This window comes from Nocardiopsis listeri (genome assembly GCF_020741345.1).
Lineage (GTDB): Bacteria > Actinomycetota > Actinomycetes > Streptosporangiales > Streptosporangiaceae > Nocardiopsis > Nocardiopsis listeri_A.
In genome coordinates, this window is sequence record NZ_DYZD01000287.1 from 1 (window position 1) to 16082 (window position 16082).

General features: G+C 69.2%; 15 protein-coding genes and 1 pseudogene. 7 read left to right on the plus strand and 9 right to left on the minus strand.

The window, feature by feature from the left end; genetic code table 11:
- Positions 1–244: pseudogene (locus K8V84_RS15260) on the plus strand (elongation factor 4); the annotation flags it as partial.
- A gap of 91 nt (positions 245–335) precedes the next feature.
- On the opposite strand, the gene K8V84_RS15265 reads toward K8V84_RS15260, so the two are convergent.
- The 5 genes from K8V84_RS15265 to K8V84_RS15285 form a co-directional block, all read right to left on the minus strand.
- On the minus strand, positions 336–1238 hold the full coding sequence (locus K8V84_RS15265; protein WP_304075363.1) for a sugar ABC transporter permease: 903 nt from the start codon (positions 1236–1238) through the stop codon (positions 336–338).
- Positions 1235–2851 carry an ABC transporter permease subunit gene (locus tag K8V84_RS15270; protein ID WP_304075365.1) on the minus strand — a complete coding sequence of 539 codons (1617 nt, stop codon included), beginning with the start codon at positions 2849–2851 and terminating at the stop codon, positions 1235–1237. The genes K8V84_RS15265 and K8V84_RS15270 overlap by 4 nt, the downstream gene beginning before the upstream one ends.
- 2 nt (positions 2852–2853) lie before the next feature.
- The gene (locus tag K8V84_RS15275) at positions 2854–4104 is read right to left on the minus strand and encodes a maltose ABC transporter substrate-binding protein (RefSeq protein ID WP_304075368.1); all 1251 of its coding nucleotides are present in this window, start codon (positions 4102–4104) and stop codon (positions 2854–2856) included.
- A gap of 218 nt (positions 4105–4322) precedes the next feature.
- Positions 4323–5555 carry a maltose ABC transporter substrate-binding protein gene (locus K8V84_RS15280; RefSeq protein ID WP_304075371.1) on the minus strand — a complete coding sequence of 411 codons (1233 nt, stop codon included), beginning with the start codon at positions 5553–5555 and terminating at the stop codon, positions 4323–4325.
- A gap of 129 nt (positions 5556–5684) precedes the next feature.
- On the minus strand, positions 5685–7286 hold the full coding sequence (locus tag K8V84_RS15285; protein ID WP_304075374.1) for a glycoside hydrolase family 13 protein: 1602 nt from the start codon (positions 7284–7286) through the stop codon (positions 5685–5687).
- Positions 7287–7382: 96 nt separating this feature from the next.
- Here K8V84_RS15285 and K8V84_RS15290 point away from each other — a divergent pair, with 96 nt between their 5' ends.
- Positions 7383–8450, plus strand: coding sequence for a LacI family DNA-binding transcriptional regulator (locus tag K8V84_RS15290; RefSeq protein WP_304075377.1), 1068 nt, complete (start codon positions 7383–7385; stop codon positions 8448–8450).
- Between the two features lie 94 nt (positions 8451–8544).
- Here K8V84_RS15290 and K8V84_RS15295 read toward each other — a convergent pair whose 3' ends face one another.
- Positions 8545–9090: a hypothetical protein gene (locus K8V84_RS15295; protein ID WP_304075380.1), complete on the minus strand. Its 546-nt coding sequence runs from the start codon at positions 9088–9090 to the stop codon at positions 8545–8547.
- 257 nt (positions 9091–9347) lie between these two features.
- Here K8V84_RS15295 and hemW point away from each other — a divergent pair, with 257 nt between their 5' ends.
- A complete protein-coding gene (hemW, locus tag K8V84_RS15300; RefSeq protein WP_304075383.1) occupies positions 9348–10580 on the plus strand; it encodes a radical SAM family heme chaperone HemW in 1233 nt (410 codons plus the stop codon).
- 75 nt (positions 10581–10655) lie between these two features.
- On the opposite strand, the gene K8V84_RS15305 is transcribed toward hemW, so the two are convergent.
- Together K8V84_RS15305 and K8V84_RS15310 are read right to left on the minus strand one after the other, a co-directional pair.
- The gene (locus tag K8V84_RS15305; RefSeq protein WP_304075385.1) at positions 10656–11264 is read right to left on the minus strand and encodes a DUF4870 domain-containing protein; all 609 of its coding nucleotides are present in this window, start codon (positions 11262–11264) and stop codon (positions 10656–10658) included.
- Positions 11265–11297: 33 nt separating this feature from the next.
- Positions 11298–11627 (minus strand): DUF4870 domain-containing protein, encoded by a 330-nt coding sequence (locus K8V84_RS15310; RefSeq protein ID WP_304075387.1) that lies wholly within the window; start codon positions 11625–11627, stop codon positions 11298–11300.
- On the opposite strand from K8V84_RS15310, the gene K8V84_RS15315 reads away from it, so the two are divergent.
- Positions 11616–12098: a hypothetical protein gene (locus tag K8V84_RS15315; RefSeq protein ID WP_304075389.1), complete on the plus strand. Its 483-nt coding sequence runs from the start codon at positions 11616–11618 to the stop codon at positions 12096–12098. The two genes, K8V84_RS15310 and K8V84_RS15315, sit on opposite strands and share 12 nt — an antisense overlap.
- Before the next feature lie 40 nt (positions 12099–12138).
- Here the strand turns inward: K8V84_RS15315 and K8V84_RS15320 are convergent, their stop codons facing one another.
- Complete coding sequence (locus K8V84_RS15320; protein ID WP_304075390.1) at positions 12139–12978, minus strand: DUF3097 domain-containing protein; 840 nt, start codon at positions 12976–12978, stop codon at positions 12139–12141.
- A 176-nt stretch (positions 12979–13154) separates the two neighbouring features.
- Between K8V84_RS15320 and hrcA the strand changes: the two genes are divergently transcribed.
- From hrcA to K8V84_RS15335, 3 genes are read left to right on the plus strand one after another with little or no spacing between them, the layout of a single operon-like run.
- Positions 13155–14168: a heat-inducible transcriptional repressor HrcA gene (hrcA, locus tag K8V84_RS15325; RefSeq protein WP_304075393.1), complete on the plus strand. Its 1014-nt coding sequence runs from the start codon at positions 13155–13157 to the stop codon at positions 14166–14168.
- A gap of 4 nt (positions 14169–14172) precedes the next feature.
- Positions 14173–15324, plus strand: a complete 1152-nt coding sequence (gene dnaJ / locus K8V84_RS15330; RefSeq protein WP_067605764.1) for a molecular chaperone DnaJ — start codon at positions 14173–14175, stop codon at positions 15322–15324.
- On the plus strand, positions 15321–16058 hold the full coding sequence (locus K8V84_RS15335; RefSeq protein WP_304075397.1) for a 16S rRNA (uracil(1498)-N(3))-methyltransferase: 738 nt from the start codon (positions 15321–15323) through the stop codon (positions 16056–16058). The genes dnaJ and K8V84_RS15335 overlap by 4 nt, the downstream gene beginning before the upstream one ends.
- Positions 16059–16082 lie beyond the last annotated feature (24 nt).

Below are 16082 nucleotides of genomic sequence, written 5' to 3' on the forward strand. Positions count from 1 at the left end.
CGAGGTCCCGGTCCAGGCGGCCATCGGCGCCCGGGTCATCGCCCGCGAGAACATCCGCGCCATCCGCAAGGACGTGCTCTCCAAGTGCTACGGCGGCGACATCAGTCGTAAGCGCAAGCTGCTGGAGAAGCAGAAGGAGGGCAAGAAGCGGATGAAGATGGTCGGCCGGGTCGAGGTGCCCCAGGAGGCCTTCATCACCGCGTTGTCCACGGAGTCCGCTCCCGAGGACAAGAAGAAGAAGTAGTCCGCCGCCGGTCGAGGCCGGCAGGCGACGAAGGGCGGTGGGGGAGTCCCCCACCGCCCTTCGTCGATGAACGAGGTGTCGTTCGTACCCGCTAACCCTTGACCGCTCCGGAGGTCAGGCCCTCGCTGATGTAGCGCTGGAGGAACCAGAACACCGCCAGGGTGGGCAGGGACAGCATGATGGCGCCCACCGCGAACATGCCGAAGTTGGCGTTGCGCTGGGAGTCCACCAGTTGGTACAGCCCCAGGCCCAGGGTCTGGGAGCCGGTGTCCCTCAGGAACACGCTGGCCAACAAGAACTCGTTGATGGTGTTGATGAACACCAGCAGCGCCACGATCGCCAGCACCGGGGTGACCAACGGCAGCATGATCTGGAAGAACACCTGCGCGTGCGTGGCCCCGTCCATCTGGGCGGACTCGTCCAGTTCCTTGGGCACGGTGTCGAAGAAGCCCTTCATCAACCACGTGTTGATGCTGAGCGCACCGCCCAGGTAGACCAGCATCAGGCCCCAACGGGTGTCGAAGCCGATCGCCGGGTAGAGCTCGCCGATGTTGGAGAACATCAGGTAGATCGCCACGATCGCCAGGAACTGCGGGAACATCTGGATGACCAGAAGCCCGATCAGCCCCACACGACGGCCCTTGAACCGCATCCGACTGAAGGCGTAGGCCGCCAGGGCGGACAGCAGCACGGTGACCGCCGCGTTGGTCAGCGCGAAGAACAGCGAGTTCGCGTACCAGGTGGTGAACGGGGTGTCGCGGAACAGCTCCATGGCGTTGTCCAGGCTTGCGCCCGTCGGCCACAGCTGGGAACTGCTCAGGGTGCCGAGCGGGTTGATCGCGGCCGAGACCACGAACAGCACGGGGAAGATCGCGAAGGCCGCGATCACCCACATGACGGCGTGACGCCAACCCAGCCGACCGGCCCACAGGGTGAACCGGGTGCGCGCGCTGCGCCGGTAGACGGGCCCGGCCGCGATTTCGGAGACGCTCATCGCTCCACCTCCTGCAGGGCCTTGGTCCGGCTCAGACTGACCACGGACATCACCGAGACGATCAGGAAGATCATCACCGACAGCGCGGCCGCGTAGCCGTACTGGGCGGTGGCCTCGCTGAAGGCCAGCCGGTAGGTGTAGGTGATGAGCAGGTCGGTGGCGCCACCCGCGGTGGTGCCCTCCGAACCGAACGGTCCACCCCTGGTGATCAGCCACACCGCGTTGAAGTTGTTGAAGTTGAACGCGAACGTGGAGATGAGGATCGGCGTCATCGCGACCATCAGCAGCGGGAGGGTGACGTGCCGGAAGGCCTGCCAGGGCCCGGCTCCGTCCAGCTGCGCCGCCTGCCCCAGTTCCCGGGGGATGGCCTGAAGCGCTCCGGTGGCGACCAGGAACATGTACGGGTAACCCAGCCACACGTTGGCCAGGATCACCGCGAACCGTGCCGCCCACACGTCGCCCAACCAGTCCACCTGCAAACCGAGCATGCGGTTGAACAGACCGAAGTCGGCGTTGAACATGTCCCGCCACAGCAGGTACATGGCCAGCGAACTCATGGCGTAGGGCAACACGACCAGGATCCGGTAGACCACTTTGCCGCGCATCTTGGGCACGTGCAGGGTCAGGGCCACCGCCAGGCCGACCACGAACACCAGGAAGGTGACCGTGACGGCGAACGCGATGTTCCACACCAGGGTGCCGAAGAAGGAGGACGCGAAGGTCGGGTTGAACAGGAACCGGAAGAAGTTGTCCAGCCCCACCCCGACCTGCCAGCCCTGGGGGAGCCGCTGCCCGTCCTCGTCGTAGAACGCTCCGCGCTCGTCGTCCGCGTGGTAGACGACGCCGGTCTCGGTGTCCTCGATGCAGTCGCAGGACTCGTCGTAGACGCGAACGGCGCTGCCCTCGAAGGCGCTGGACAGGCCGCTGGAGCGGATGCCCGCACCTTCGTCGGTGGGGACGGCGAACCGCTGCAGCTCGTCGCTGCGCGAGTTCACCTGGGCGGGCGTCAGGACGGTGTACCCGATGGTGTCGGTGATCTTGCCCGAGTCGTCGACCTGGGCGCCGACCAGGTCGCTCAGTCCCTCTTCGGTGCCGGCGTAGGTTCCGCCCTCGTTGTCGCTGAGGAGGAAGACCAGGTCACCGGTCTCGGGGTCGCCGTTGGCGGCGACGGTGAGGACGAACTCGCGGGAGTCCGCGTCACGTGTCACCGAGAACGCCTCGATGGACGCGATCGCCTGGTCCTTGCTCCCACGGTGTCCGTCGCTCATGTTGGTGAGCGAGGTGCTCATCGTGTAGAGCACCGGGAAGATCTGGAAGGCCATAAGGAAGAGCACACCCGGCACGAGGTACTTGGCCGGGACGGTGCGTTCGGAGAAGTAGACCCAGTAGACGAGGGCCACCACGGCCACGACCAGACCGATCCCCCACCACACGCCGGCGAGGTACAGGGGCAGGACCGCCCACACACCGAGGGCGGTGAAAAGGCCCAACAGGAGGATCTTCACGATCCGGCCGCCGAGGGAGCCACCCGTCATCGGGCCTCCCGGGCGTTTGCGGCCCGCGGGCACCCCTTTGGCGGGGGCGCCCGCGGTGCCGGGACGGTCGGCTGCCACAGTTACCGGCCGATCCGCTCGGCGACGGTCTCGTGGGCGGTCTCCAGGGCCTCACGGGCGTCCGCACCACCGATGATCTGAGCCTGGGCCACACCCAGCGGCTCCCAGGTCTCGCCCATCTCGGGGATGTTCGGCATGGGCATGCCGTTCTCACCGGTCTCGGCCATCACCGCGATGTTCGGGTCCTCTTCGGAGACGGCCTCCAGGGCCTCGTTCTGCACCGGGGTGCGCGGGTCGGCCTCGTAGAGCGTCTGGATGAAGTCGGAGTCGGTGACGTAGTTGACCACGAACTCCTCGGCCAGCGCGCTGTTGGCGCTGCCCTCGGTCACGAAGAAGCCCTGGTAGCCGATGTAGGGGCCTGCGGGGTCCATGCCCTCGAAACCGGGGATGGCGCTGATCTCGTAGTCGATGTCGGAGGTGTTGGCGTCACCGACGTTCCAGGGGCCGGCGACGAAGAACGGGGCTTCGCCGTCGAAGAACAGGGAGGCCTCGTTCTCCAGGTCGATGGAGCGGCGCAGCACCCCTTCGCCCTCCTCGCCGTACTCGGCGATCTTCTCCATGGCCTCGATCGTCTCGTCGGAGCCGATGCCGAGGTCCTCGGGGTCCCAGTCGCCGTTGTCGTCCTGACCGAACAGGTAGCCGCCGGCCGAGGTCAGCAGTGCGTTCATGCGGAAGGGGTCGCCCTCCTGGCCGACCGCCATCGCCAGCACCTCGCCGGCCTCACCGTCGTCCTTGAGGTCGGTGCCGATCTCGACGAGCTCCTCGAAGGTCTCCGGGGCGTCCGGAGCCAACTCGGTGTTGCGCATGAGGAAGATGTTCTCCTGCGCGTACGGAACTCCCAGGAGCCGGCCCTCCAGGGTCATGGCCTCCACCGCGGTCTCGTCCAGCGCCTCGGCGCGGTCGGCGGGCAGCTCGATCGGCTGGACGGTGCCGTTGCGCAGGAGGTTGCCGGTCCAGTCGTGGGCGCCGATGAAGATGTCGGGGGCGTTGCCGGCCTGGTGGGCGTTGACGATGTCGCCCTGGATGTCGTCGAAGGAGACGTTCTGGACGTCGACCTCGATGCCGTTGGCCTCGGCGAATTCGGCGGCGGCGCTCTGGATGGCGTCGGCACGCTCGGGGTCGGACCAGATGACGAGGGTGCCCTCGGCGGAGCCCTCGTCACCGCCACCGGTGTCGCCGTCGCCGCCACACGCGGTCGCCATCAAGGCGATCGCGGCGATACCGGCGACCGCTGACGCGCTTCGAGATCTCATGGTGTCTTCCTTCCAGGAGGACTGACGGAGGTCATGCATGCGGTTCACGAGAGGATGCGGGTCCGTTGCGGGCATGCTTGATGATGTGACGTTAGCAATAACTTGCAGGACATGAAAGTCCTTGCAAACTCTGGGGATAAAGATGTGGATACACCCTGGAAACGGTCGGGTGATGGTCACTCGGAGTGCGCGAACCGGTGCTCGTTCGTGGGACCGGTTCAGGGACTGAAGCCCTCCAGGATCAGCCGCTCGGCCTCGGCCAGCGCCTCCGCCGGGTCGGCCCCACCGATGATGTCCGCGGTGGCCTGTGAGAACGGGTTCCACACGGCCTCCATCTCCGGGATCGCGGGCATGGGGATGCCGCCCTCCCCGGCCTGCTGGAACGCCTCCACGTGGGGGTCCTGGCCGGCCACGATCTCCATCGCCGCGTCCAGGGCGGGCACACGGGGGTCGGACTCGTACAGGATCACCGACAGCTCGGGGTCGGCGAGGAAGGCCTCGGCCAGTTCCCGGGCCAACTCCGGGTCCGTCGCTCCGGAGGCCACGAAGAACGCCTGCACGCCGATCAGGGAGCGCGCGGCGGCGCCGTCGCCGAACCCGGGGATCGGGCTCACCTCGAACGGGATCTCGTTCGTCTCGATCGTGGAGACGCTCCAGGGGCCGCTGACCAGGAACGGGGCCGCGCCCGTGGCGAACAGCTCGGTCGCGTTGTCGGCGGTGGTGCCGCGGTCGAGCAGTCCCGAACCGTCCTCACCGAGTTCGGCCACCTCCTCGAAGGCGGCGATCGACTCCGGCGCCGCCACCCCCAGGTCGGTGGGGTCCGGGTCGCCCGATTCGTCCTCGCCGAACAGGTAGCCGCCGGCCGAGGTGAAGAACGGGTGGATGTGGTAGGCGTCGCCCTCCTCGCCGACCTGCAGACTCAACGCCTGATCGGCCGAGCCCGCGTCCACGAGCTCCTTCCCGATCTCGGCCAGGTCCTCGATCGAGGCCGGCGCCTGCGGGACCAGGTCGGTGTTGCGGAACAGCCCCAGGTTCTCGGTGGCGTACGGCACCCCGTACACCTCACCGTTGTAGGCGACCGCCTCCAGGGCTCCCGGCGAGAACAGGTGGGACTGGGAGAAGTCCAGTTCCACCGGCACGATCGACTCCGCCGCGGCCAGTTCGCCGGTCCAGTCATGGGGTCCCACGAGCAGGTCCGGGCCCAGGCCGGTGGCGTGTGAGCTCAGGAAGCTGGCGCGCAGTTCCTCGTGGTCGATCACGATCACCTCCACCTCCTGGTTGACGTCGCGGGCGAAGGCCTCCGCGAAGGTCCGCATGGCCTGCGCGCGGTCCTCGTCGGCCCAGATGGTCAGGGGGATCGACGAGTAGTCGTCGACCTCCTCCGCGCCCGCACAGGCGACCAGGGTCAACGCCAGCGTGCCCGCGCACAGTGAGAGAGGAGTCTTCCTCATGATGCACTCCAAGGATGAGCCGGCGGGGACCGTGGATACACGAAGGGGGGCGCCCCGCACCAGGGGATGTGAGGGTGAAGCAGGGGTGACGCCGGGCGGCCCGGGACAGGGGCCGCCCGGCGTCCGGGGTCAGGAGCTCAGCCAGGTCGAGCTCTCGGCGGGCAGCGTCAGGGTGCCCTCGGACACCTCGACGCCCGGGCCGCTGGCGACCAGAACCTCACCGGAGGCGGCGAGCCGCACCGGCTCCTCGGTCATGTTGACGGCCACCCGCACACCGGGCTCGCGCTCGAAGTACAGGACGCCCTCGGGCGCCTCCAGCCAGTTCATGGAACCGTCGCCCAGGGCGTCCAGTTCCCGACGCAGTCGCAGCGCGGTCGTGTACAGCTCCAGGGTGGAGCCCTCCACGCCACGCTGGGCGGCACGGGTCAGCCCGGCCCAACGCTCGGGCATGGGCAGCCACGGGGTGGAACCCTCGGGGCCGAACCCGAACGGCGCCTTCTCGCCCTCCCAGGGCAGCGGCACACGGCACCCGTCACGGCCGCGCTCGGTACGACCCGAACGCTCCCAGTTGGGGTCCTGCAACGCTTCCTCCGGCAGGTCGGTGACCTCCGGAAGACCCAGTTCCTCGCCCTGGTACATGTACACCGAACCGGGCAGGCCGAGCATGAGCAGCGCGGCCGCGCGCGCCCGGCGCAGGCCCTGCTCGCCGTCGCCGAAACGGGTCACGTGCCGGACGACGTCGTGGTTGGACAGCACCCACGTGGTGGTCGCGCCCACGGCCCCGTTGGCCTTCAGGGAGCCGTCGATCACCTCGCGCAGCCGCGCCGCGTCCCAGGGGGCGGTCAGGTACTCGAAGTTGAACGCCTGGTGCAGCTCGTCCGGACGCAGGTAGCGCGCGATCCGGTCGGAGTCCTCGACCCAGGCCTCCGCCACCAGGGCGCGGTCGCCCTCGTAGGTGGCCGCGATCTGCGACCAACGACGGTAGATCTCGTGCACGCCGTCCTGGTCGAAGTACGGCAGCGAGGTGCTGCCGTCGAGCATGTCGGCCTTGGCGTCGGGGTCGATGTCGGGCAGGGCCGGGTCCTTGACCATGCCGTGCGCGACGTCGATCCGGAAGCCGTCCACCCCGCGGTCCAGCCAGAAGCGCAGGACGTCGTCGAACTCGTCGTGCACCTCCTGGTGGGTCCAGTCGAAGTCGGGCTGGCCGGGGTCGAACAGGTGCAGGTACCACTGTTCGGGGGTGCCGTCGGGGCGGGTGAGACGGGTCCAGGCCGGACCGCCGAAGATCGACTTCCAGTTGTTCGGCGGCTCCTCGCCGTCGGTTCCCTTGCCGTCCCGGAAGATGTAGCGCGCGCGAGCCGGGTCGCCCGGCTCGGCGGCCACGGCCTCGCGGAACCACACGTGCTCCGAGGAGGAGTGGTTGGGGACGACGTCGATGATCATTCGGATGCCCTGCTCGTGGGCGTCCTTGAGCAGGGCGTCGAAGTCGTCGAGGGTCCCGAACCGGGGGTCGACGTCACGGTAGTCGGCGACGTCGTATCCGCCGTCGGCGAGCGGTGAGACGTAGAACGGGGTCAACCAGATCGCGTCGACGCCCAACTCCGCCAGGTGGGGGAGACGCTCGCGGATCCCCGCCAGGTCACCCTCTCCGTCCCCGTTGGAGTCGGCGAAGCTGCGCACATAGATCTGGTAGATGGCTGCTTCACGCCACCAGTGCGCCTCGTGCTGCATCAGCGGGGTCCTTCCATAAGAGTGGCTGCAAGTTCTTGCGCAAGATTACCGTCAACTTTCTGTCATGTGACGCCGATCTCGACTAGAGTTGTTCTCATGGGTCCACGACTTGCCGACATCGCGCGGCACGCAGGCGTCAGCGAGGCGACCGTCTCGCGGGTGCTCAACGACAAGCCCGGCGTCGGCGGCGACACCCGAAAAGCCGTCCTGACCGCCCTCGACGTCCTCGGATACGAGCGCCCCGCCCGGCTGCGACAACGCTCCGCCGGACTGGTCGGCATGGTGATCCCCGAGCTCGACAACCCGGTCTTCCCGATGTTCGCCCAAGCGGCCGAGGGAGCTCTCGCCCAGCGCGGCTACACCCCGGTACTGTGCACCCAGACCCCCGGTGGGATATCCGAGGACGAGTACGTCGAGCTGCTACTGGAGCGCAACGTCTCCGGCATCCTCTTCGTCTCGGGCAAGCACGCCGACACCTCCGCCTCCCACGAGCGCTACCACGCCCTGGTCGCTCGACGGCTGCCGATCGTGCTGGTCAACGGGTACTCCGACGCCATCCCCGCGGCGTTCATCTCCGCCGACGACCGTGAGGCCGGCCGCCTGGCCGTCAACCACCTGGTCGCCCTCGGCCACACCCGCATCGGCTTCACCAGCGGTCCCGAACGCTACGTCCCGGTCCGCCGCAAGCTGGAGGGATTCCACCAGGCGCTGAGCGAACACGGTCTGGACGGCGACGGCCTCGTCGAACTCTCCCTGTTCGGGGTCGAGGGCGGGCACGCCGCCGCGAGCCGTCTCATCGAACGCGGCGTCACCGCCATGGTCTGCGGCTCCGACATCATGGCGTTGGGCGCCATCCGCGCCGCCCGCCAGCGCGGTCTGCGCGTCCCCCAGGACTTCTCCGTGGTCGGCTACGACGACTCCCAGCTCATCGCCTTCACCGACCCGCCCCTGACCACCGTCCGGCAGCCGATCAACGCCATGGCGATGGCGGCCGTGCGCGCTCTGTGCGACGAGATCGCCGGACACCCCGTCTCCCACGCCGAGTACGTCTTCGACCCCGAACTGGTCGTGCGCGGCTCCACCACCGCCGTGCCGGCCGCCCCCTCCCACACCGTCGCGGCCCCCTCCATGCGCGAGGCCAGGGTCACCGCCCAGGGCCACTGACCGGCCGGACGCACGAGCATGAAAAAGGGGGTGCGTGCCGCGCGCACGCACCCCCGGGTCCCGTCCCGCACCCACCGCGGGACGGGAGCTCGGGTCACCGCAGGGCGGGGAACCTGCGGACCAGGGCGGTCGAGCCCCACCAGCGGCCCAGCCCGAGCGTCTCGGAAGACCGCACGCACGCCAGGCCCACCAGCACCAAGGCGTAGACGATGTGGTCGTCCATGAACGGGTTGGTCTCCAGGGGCAGTACCGCCACCCACATCAGGATCATCATCAACGTGCCCGTGGCGGCGGCGATCCTCTCACCGACGCCCAGGATCAGGGCCGCTCCGATGCCCAGCAGCCCCACCATGAACAGCGGGTCGGCCCAGAACGTCCCGGCGATCGAGTTGAACACTCCGGCGAAGGGGCCGCTCACGGCGTTGGTCAGGAACCCTTCGGTGGGGCTCGCCCCGTTGATCCAAGCGGCTTCGGCGGGGGTGGCGAATCCCAGGCCCAGCAGCTTGTCGAAGAAGGCCCACAGGAAAACCCAGCCGATCGAGATCCGGGTGACGGCGAAGACGTAACGGGCCGCGCGAGAACCGATGAGGGGTCGATCCTCCGTCGGCGCGCTCCGAGGGGCGGTCGTGTGGTCGGACATCGTGTGTCCTCTCGCCGATCTGTTGTGTCACCTCCAAGACAACCCCTTGCCCGAGTCCCTTTCGAGGCCCGGTGGTAACGGCCGGCAAGGACCAAGGTCCCACCCTCGCGGGCGTTGCGGACAAGCCCCAGATCACCGCTTGTGCCCGCGTCCATGTCCGGCGGGCATGTGTGCGAGCTCTCGGTGGAGCGAGCTCTCCGCCACAGCCGGGCCGCGACCGTGTCCGCCCACCCCGCCCCGTCGGCGACACTGGGACCATGCCTTCCGTAGCCCTCGACGGTGAACCGGTGCCCCGCACCGGGGACCTTCCCGCGCACTCCCTCGCCGAACTCGGCGACCGGCCCCTCGGGTTCTACGTCCACGTGCCCTTCTGCGTCACCCGCTGCGGCTACTGCGACTTCAACACCTACACCGCCGAGGAACTCGTCTCCAGGGACGGCACCGCCACCTCCTCCCGCGAGACCTACGCCGAACAGGCCATCGCCGAGGTCGCCCTCGCCGACAAGGTTCTGGCCGGCGAGCGTCCCCCGGTGAGCACCGTGTTCATCGGAGGCGGCACCCCCACCCTGCTTCCGGCCGAGGACCTGGGGAGCGTGCTGGCGGCCATCAGGGACCGCTTCGGCCTCACCCCCGACGCGGAGGTCACCACCGAGGCCAACCCGGAGACGGTCACCCCCGACTACCTGCGCCGTCTACGCGAGGCCGGCTTCAGCCGGGTCTCCTTCGGAATGCAGAGCGCCCGCCCGCACGTCCTGCGCGTGCTGGAGCGCGGCCACACGCCGGGCCGCCCCGAACAGTGCGTGGCCTGGGCCCGCGAGGCCGGGTTCGAGCACGTCAACCTCGACCTGATCTACGGCACCCCGAGTGAGAGCGACGACGACTGGGCGGCCTCCCTGGAGGCCGCGATCGGCGCGGGCCCCGACCACGTCTCCGCCTACTCGCTCATCGTCGAGGAGGGCACCCGCCTGGCGGCCCGAGTGCGCCGCGGCGAACTCGCCGAACCCGACGACGACACCATGGCCGACCGCTACCTCATGGCCGACGAGGCCCTGGCCGCCGCCGGATACACCCCCTACGAGGTGTCCAACTGGGCACGCTCTCCCGAGGGCCGCAGCGCGCACAACTCGCTGTACTGGACCGGTGGACACTGGTGGGGGGTGGGTCCCGGCGCGCACAGCCACGTCGGCGGCACCCGCTGGTGGAACGTCAAGCACCCGGCGGCCTACGCCGCGCGCCTGGCCGCCCGGGAGACGCCCGCCCAGGCTCGGGAGATCCTCACCGACGACGAGCGCCGCTTCGAACGCGTCCTGCTCGAACTGAGGATGGAACAGGGCTGCCCCCTGGAGCTGCTCGACGCCTCCGGTCTGGCCACCGCCGAACGCCTGGTGGGGGAAGGGCTGTTGGAACCCGGCGCCCACGCCCGCGGTTACGCCGCCCTGACCCGTCGAGGCCGTCTGCTGGCCGACGCGGTCGTGCGCGACCTCACCTGAGGTCGCGCCGGGAACACACGCACCGGACATGACGAAGGGGCCCGGCCGAAGCCGGGCCCCTGTCGTCGCCGGGTACTACTTCACCCAGCTGACGTTGAACGGGTAGCGGTACCACTCACCCTTGTTGGCGGCGACGCCGCCGAGGATGCCGAAGACGACCGCGCACACCCACAGGGCCAGCTGCAGGAGGGCCCCGATGAAGATGACGTACAGCACCATCGCGATCACGTAGCCGATCAGCAGGATGAACTGGAAGTTCAGCGCCTGGGCGGCCTGGTCGCGAACGAACGGGGACTCGTCCTTCTTGATCAGGAACAGGATCAGCGGGCCGAGGAACCCCAGCAGGATGCCGCTCAGGTGGCTGAGCAGACCCATGGTGCGCTCGTCCTGGTTGGGTCGGCCGGTGGTGGCCGAGGATTCCTGCATGCCGGGGTGCGGGGCATAGCCGCCGTACTGGCCCTGCTGCGCGTAGCCGCCCTGGTCGTAGCCGGGAGGCGGCGGGTAGCCGCCCTGGTCGTAACCGGGCTGCTGCGGGCCGCTCTGGCCATAGCCGGGCTGTCCGGGCGGCGGAGGCGGGTAACCCCCGCCCTGGTCGGGGGTGGGATAGCCGCCGGAGGGCGGGCCGGGTTGGCCGCCCTGCTGGGAGTACGGGTCCTCCGGAGATGGGCCGTTGGGGTAGGACATGGCTCGGTTTCCTTGTCGGTGCGAGAGCTGTATCTACTTGAGCAGTCGGATGCTGAACGGGTAGCGGTACCACGCCCCCTTGTTCGCGCCTGAGGCCCCTAGGACGCCGAAGACGATGGAAAGGATCCATACCAGGGCGATGAGAAGGGAACCGATCCACGCCAGGTTCCCGAAGAAGATACCCAGACCAACGTACAGAACCCCTGCGAACACGTAAGGGATCAGCATCGTGATCTGGAAGTTCGCGGCCTCGGCCCCGTGGTGTCGCACGAACGGCGACGTGTTGCGCTTGGCGAAGTAGATGGCCAGCGGTGGGATCCAGCCGAGGAAGGCGATCATGAAGCCGGTCAGGTGCGCCGACATCGCGACCAGGATGTCATTTTCCCCGCTCGACGGCCGGGGCTGCTGCGCGTACCCCGGCTGAACGTAGGGCGGCTGTCCGGGAACCTGCTGTGGCTGCTGGGCGTACTGCTGCCCATGGCCGGCGGGCTGCATGGGGGCGGGTGGGGCCAAACCCGGCTGCCCCTGCTGTCCAGGTCGGGGGCCGGGCGGCTGCTGCGGGTACTGCGGGGCCTGTGGCTGCTGATGTTGCGGCGGATACTGCTGTCCATGACCGGGCTGAGCCCCCGAGGGCCGCCGGGGCGGCTGAGCCTGTGCCCGCGGCGGCTGCGGATGCGGCCCGGGCGTCTGTCCGTACCCCGGCCCGCCGCCCTGCCGCTGCGGCGCCTGTGGCGGCAGCGGAGGCTGTTGCTGCCCCTGCGGCTCGTCCGGGGACGGGGGGTTCGACGGGGTCTCGCTCATGCTCTTCCTTGGATCCGCTGTCGGGGATGCTGATCGGAGGCGCCCCAATGATGGGGCCGGTGGTCCCGCCAGCCTAGTCTTCCAGGGGATGGGGGCCCGTGACGAAGTCGATGAGCTCCTCGACACGTCCCAGCAGGGAGGGTTCGAGGTCGCCGTAGCCGCGCACCGAACCCAGGATGCGGCGCCAGGCCTCACCCGTCTCCATCCGCCAGCCCAGGGCGTCCACGACCCCCTCCTTCCAGGGGAGTCCGCGCGGCACCTCCGGCCAGGCCCCGATCCCGACCGCGCCCGGCCGGACCGCCTGCCACACGTCCACGTACGGGTGCCCGACCACCAGCACGTCCTCGCCGCGCACCCGCTCGGCGATACGACTCTCCTTGGACCCCGGCACCAGGTGGTCCACCAGCACACCCAAACGGCGTCCCGGCCCGGGAGCGAACTCCTCGACCACCGCGGCCAGGTCTTCCACTCCCTCCAGGAACTCCACGGCCACGCCCTCCACCCGCAGGTCGTGACCCCACACCTTCTCCACGAGCTCGGCGTCGTGCGCGCCCTCGACGTAGATGCGGCTCTCCCTCGCGGTACGCGCCCGCGCGTCCGTCACCGCGATCGATCCCGAGGCGCTGCGCAACGGTCCCTTCGGTTTGGCGGTGGGGCGCACCAGCGTCACCGGCCTCCCGTCCACCAGGAACGCGGCGGGAGCCAGTTCGAACACCCGCCGACCACCGTCACGGTCCTCCAGGGTCACCGTGGCCTTGTCCCAGGCCACGACCGCCCCACAGAACGTCTCGTCGGCGTCCTCGACCACCAGGTCACGGTCGAGTGGGATCTCGGGCACCGTGTCCTTCTCGGGTCGTCGCCGGTCTCCGGCCAGAACGTCGCGGCCGTAACGGCCGCTTCCCTTGGTAACCACGGTGTCGCAGTGTACTGGTGGAAGGGTCGCGAGCCACGCGACCGGGTGGCGCACGTCGCCGATGCGTCGGGAAGAAGACGGCCTCGCCGCCCGTTACCACCGGCGGGTACCCACACGCGTTTGCGGTCGGGCATAGAATTAGCACTGAGGACCACGGAGTGCCAGGAGGTGGCGAGTTGCTGGATGAGCGCAAGCTCGCGGTCCTGCGTGCCGTCGTCGAGGATTTCGTCAATACCAACGAACCCGTCGGTTCCAGGGCGTTGGCCGACAGGCACCCACTCGGTGTCTCCCCGGCGACCATCCGCAACGACATGGTCGCGCTGGAGGAGGACGGGTACATAGCCCAGCCGCACACCAGCGCCGGGAGGGTGCCCACGGACAAGGGATACCGCCTGTTCGTGGACCGGCTCTCCTCGGTCAAGCCGCTCTCGGCCGCCGAACGCCGCGCCATCGAGTCCTTCCTCGGCGGAGCCGTGGACCTCGACGAGATCGTCGCTCGCACGGTACGGCTGCTCGCGCAGCTCACCCGTCAGGTCGCGATCGTCCAGTACCCGTCGCTGACCCGCTCGTCGGTGCAGCACGTGGAACTCGTACCCCTGGGCGGCCAACGCATCATGATGGTCGTCATCACCAACACCGGACGGGTCGAACAACGCGTCATCGACGGTCTGGGAACCGTCAGCGAGAGCGTGGTCGACGACCTGCGCAACATGCTCAACCGCGCCATATCCGGGAAGCACCTCGGTGACGTCCCGGACGCGGTGGACGACCTCCCCGCTCAGGTCGCGCCAGAGGACCGACCCGTGGCGGTCGCGGTACTCTCGGTCCTGCTGGAGAGCCTCGTCGAACGACACGAGGAGAAGATCGTACTGGCGGGAACCGCCAACCTCGCCGCGGTCGACTTCGCGGCGAGCCTGCGGGACGTGCTCGAAGCACTGGAAGAGAACATGGTCCTCATCCGTTTGCTGGGTGAGGCGAAGGACCCCTCGATGCTCACGGTGCGAATCGGCGCCGAGAACTTCCACGAGGGTCTTCGGTCCACCTCCATCGTGTCGGCCGACTACGGTGTGGGAAACCAGTCGCTGGCCAAGATCGGTGTGGTGGGACCCACCCGGATGGACTACCCGGGGACGATGGGCGCCGTCCGTGCGGTGGCTCGGTATGTCGGACAGATTTTGGCAGGACAGTAACTCAGTGGCCAGAGACTATTACCAGGTTCTCGGGGTGCGTCGCGACGCGTCCAAGGACGAGATCAAAAAGGCGTACCGGCGGCTCGCGCGCGAGCTGCATCCGGATGTCAACCCGGACCCGGCGACCCAGGATCGCTTCAAAGAGGTGACCCAGGCCTACGAGGTCCTCTCCGACGAGAACAAGCGTCGGATGTTCGATATGGGTCACGATCCCTTCGCCCCGGGTGGCGGAGGCGGTGGCGGCGCCGGCGGCTTCGGTGGCGCGGGCGGCTTCGCCTTCGACGACATCATGAACGCCTTCTTCGGCGGAGGCCAGCCCGGCGGACGGGGTCCGCGCGAGCGGGTCCGGCGCGGACGCAGCATCAAGATCCGTATCGAGCTGGACCTGGTCGAGACCGCGTTCGGTGTCAGCAAGGAGATCACCTTCCCCACCGCCATCCTGTGCGACACCTGCCAGGGTGAGGGGACGGCGGCCGGTTCACAGCGGACCACCTGCGACATGTGCCACGGTCAGGGCGAGGTCTCCCAGGTCACGCGCTCCTTCCTGGGCCAGGTCATGACCTCGCGCCCCTGCCCGCAGTGCTCGGGCCAGGGCTCGGTCATCACCAACCCCTGCGGAGACTGCGCCGGTGAGGGACGGGTCCGCGAGAAGGTCACCCGCACCGTCAAGATCCCCGCCGGTGTCGACGACGGCACCCGTATCCAGCTCGCGGGGGAGGGCGAGGTCGGCCCCAACGGCGGACCGCGCGGCGACATCATCCTGGAGATCGTCCAGAAGTCGCACCCGACCTTCGAGCGTCACGGTGACGACCTGCATTGCACCATCGCGGTGCCGATGACCGCGGCCGCGCTGGGCGCCTCCTTCGCCTTCGACACCCTCGACGGCACCGAGAACATCGACCTGCGCCCGGGCACCAACTCCGGACACGTCATCACCCTGCCCGGCAAGGGCGTCAGCCACCTCGACGGCGGCGGAAGGGGCGATCTGCGCATTCGCGTGGACGTGGAGACGCCGAGCAAGCTCGACGAGGAGCAGGAGGCCCTGCTGCGCAAGTTCGCGGAACTGCGCGGGGAGGACCAGAACCCGGGCCGGTTCAGCCCCGGCCATGGCGGGTTCTTCTCCAAGATCCGCGACGCCTTCGGCGCCGGCAAGTGACCCCACCGGTCTTCCTGGTCGACACCGCGGCCCTGGCCGCCGACCGGATCCGGCTCGACGGACCCGAGGGGCGGCACGCCGCCGCGGTCCGACGCGTCCGCGAGGGCGAGACCGTCGATCTCTCCGACGGTCTCGGCCTGCGGGCGCGGTGCGAGGTGGTGGAGGTCGTGGACAAGGAAGCGCTCCTTTGCCGGGTTCTCGAACGCCTCGACGAACCCCGGCCGCGTCCCCGTCTGACCGTGCTCCAGGCCCTGCCCAAGCGGGACAGGGGAGAGCTCGCGGTGGAGACGATGACCGAGGTCGGGGTCGACACCATCGTCCCCTGGGCCGCGGAACGGTGCGTGACCCGGTGGAAGGGCGACCGGGGCGCCAAGGCCCTCGCCAAGTGGCGGGCCGTGGCCCGAGAGGCCGGTAAACAGGCCCGCAGGGCCCGTCTGCCCGAGGTCACCGAACCCGTCGACCGCAAGGGCGCGGCGGCGCTGCTGGCCGAGGCCGACCTGGCGGTGGTTCTGCACGAGGACGCGACCGAGCGGCTGTCCCGACTGCCGCTGCCGGACTCCGTCACCGAGGTCGTGCTGGTGGTGGGACCCGAGGGCGGGGTGTCCGAAGCGGAGCTCGACGCGTTCGACGAAGTGGGCGCCGTCCGGGCGCTGCTGGGCGATTCGGTCCTGCGCACCTCCACCGCGGGGGTGGCGGCCCTGTCGCTGCTTCAGGCCCGCACCGGGCGCTGGTAGAACGAAACGAGGAGGGGCCCGCGC

What these genes read in the sequence shown, in the direction of transcription:
- K8V84_RS15265 (WP_304075363.1), bottom strand. Translation starts at nt 1,238, where the DNA reads ATGAGCGTCTCCGAAATCGCGGCCGGGCCCGTCTACCGGCGCAGCGCG.
- K8V84_RS15275 (WP_304075368.1), bottom strand. Translation starts at nt 4,104, where the DNA reads ATGAGATCTCGAAGCGCGTCAGCGGTCGCCGGTATCGCCGCGATCGCC.
- K8V84_RS15280 (WP_304075371.1), bottom strand. Translation starts at nt 5,555, where the DNA reads ATGAGGAAGACTCCTCTCTCACTGTGCGCGGGCACGCTGGCGTTGACC.
- K8V84_RS15285 (WP_304075374.1), bottom strand. Translation starts at nt 7,286, where the DNA reads ATGCAGCACGAGGCGCACTGGTGGCGTGAAGCAGCCATCTACCAGATC.
- K8V84_RS15290 (WP_304075377.1), top strand. Translation starts at nt 7,383, where the DNA reads ATGGGTCCACGACTTGCCGACATCGCGCGGCACGCAGGCGTCAGCGAG.
- K8V84_RS15295 (WP_304075380.1), bottom strand. Translation starts at nt 9,090, where the DNA reads ATGTCCGACCACACGACCGCCCCTCGGAGCGCGCCGACGGAGGATCGA.
- hemW (WP_304075383.1), top strand. Translation starts at nt 9,348, where the DNA reads ATGCCTTCCGTAGCCCTCGACGGTGAACCGGTGCCCCGCACCGGGGAC.
- K8V84_RS15305 (WP_304075385.1), bottom strand. Translation starts at nt 11,264, where the DNA reads ATGTCCTACCCCAACGGCCCATCTCCGGAGGACCCGTACTCCCAGCAG.
- K8V84_RS15310 (WP_304075387.1), bottom strand. Translation starts at nt 11,627, where the DNA reads ATGTCGGCGCACCTGACCGGCTTCATGATCGCCTTCCTCGGCTGGATC.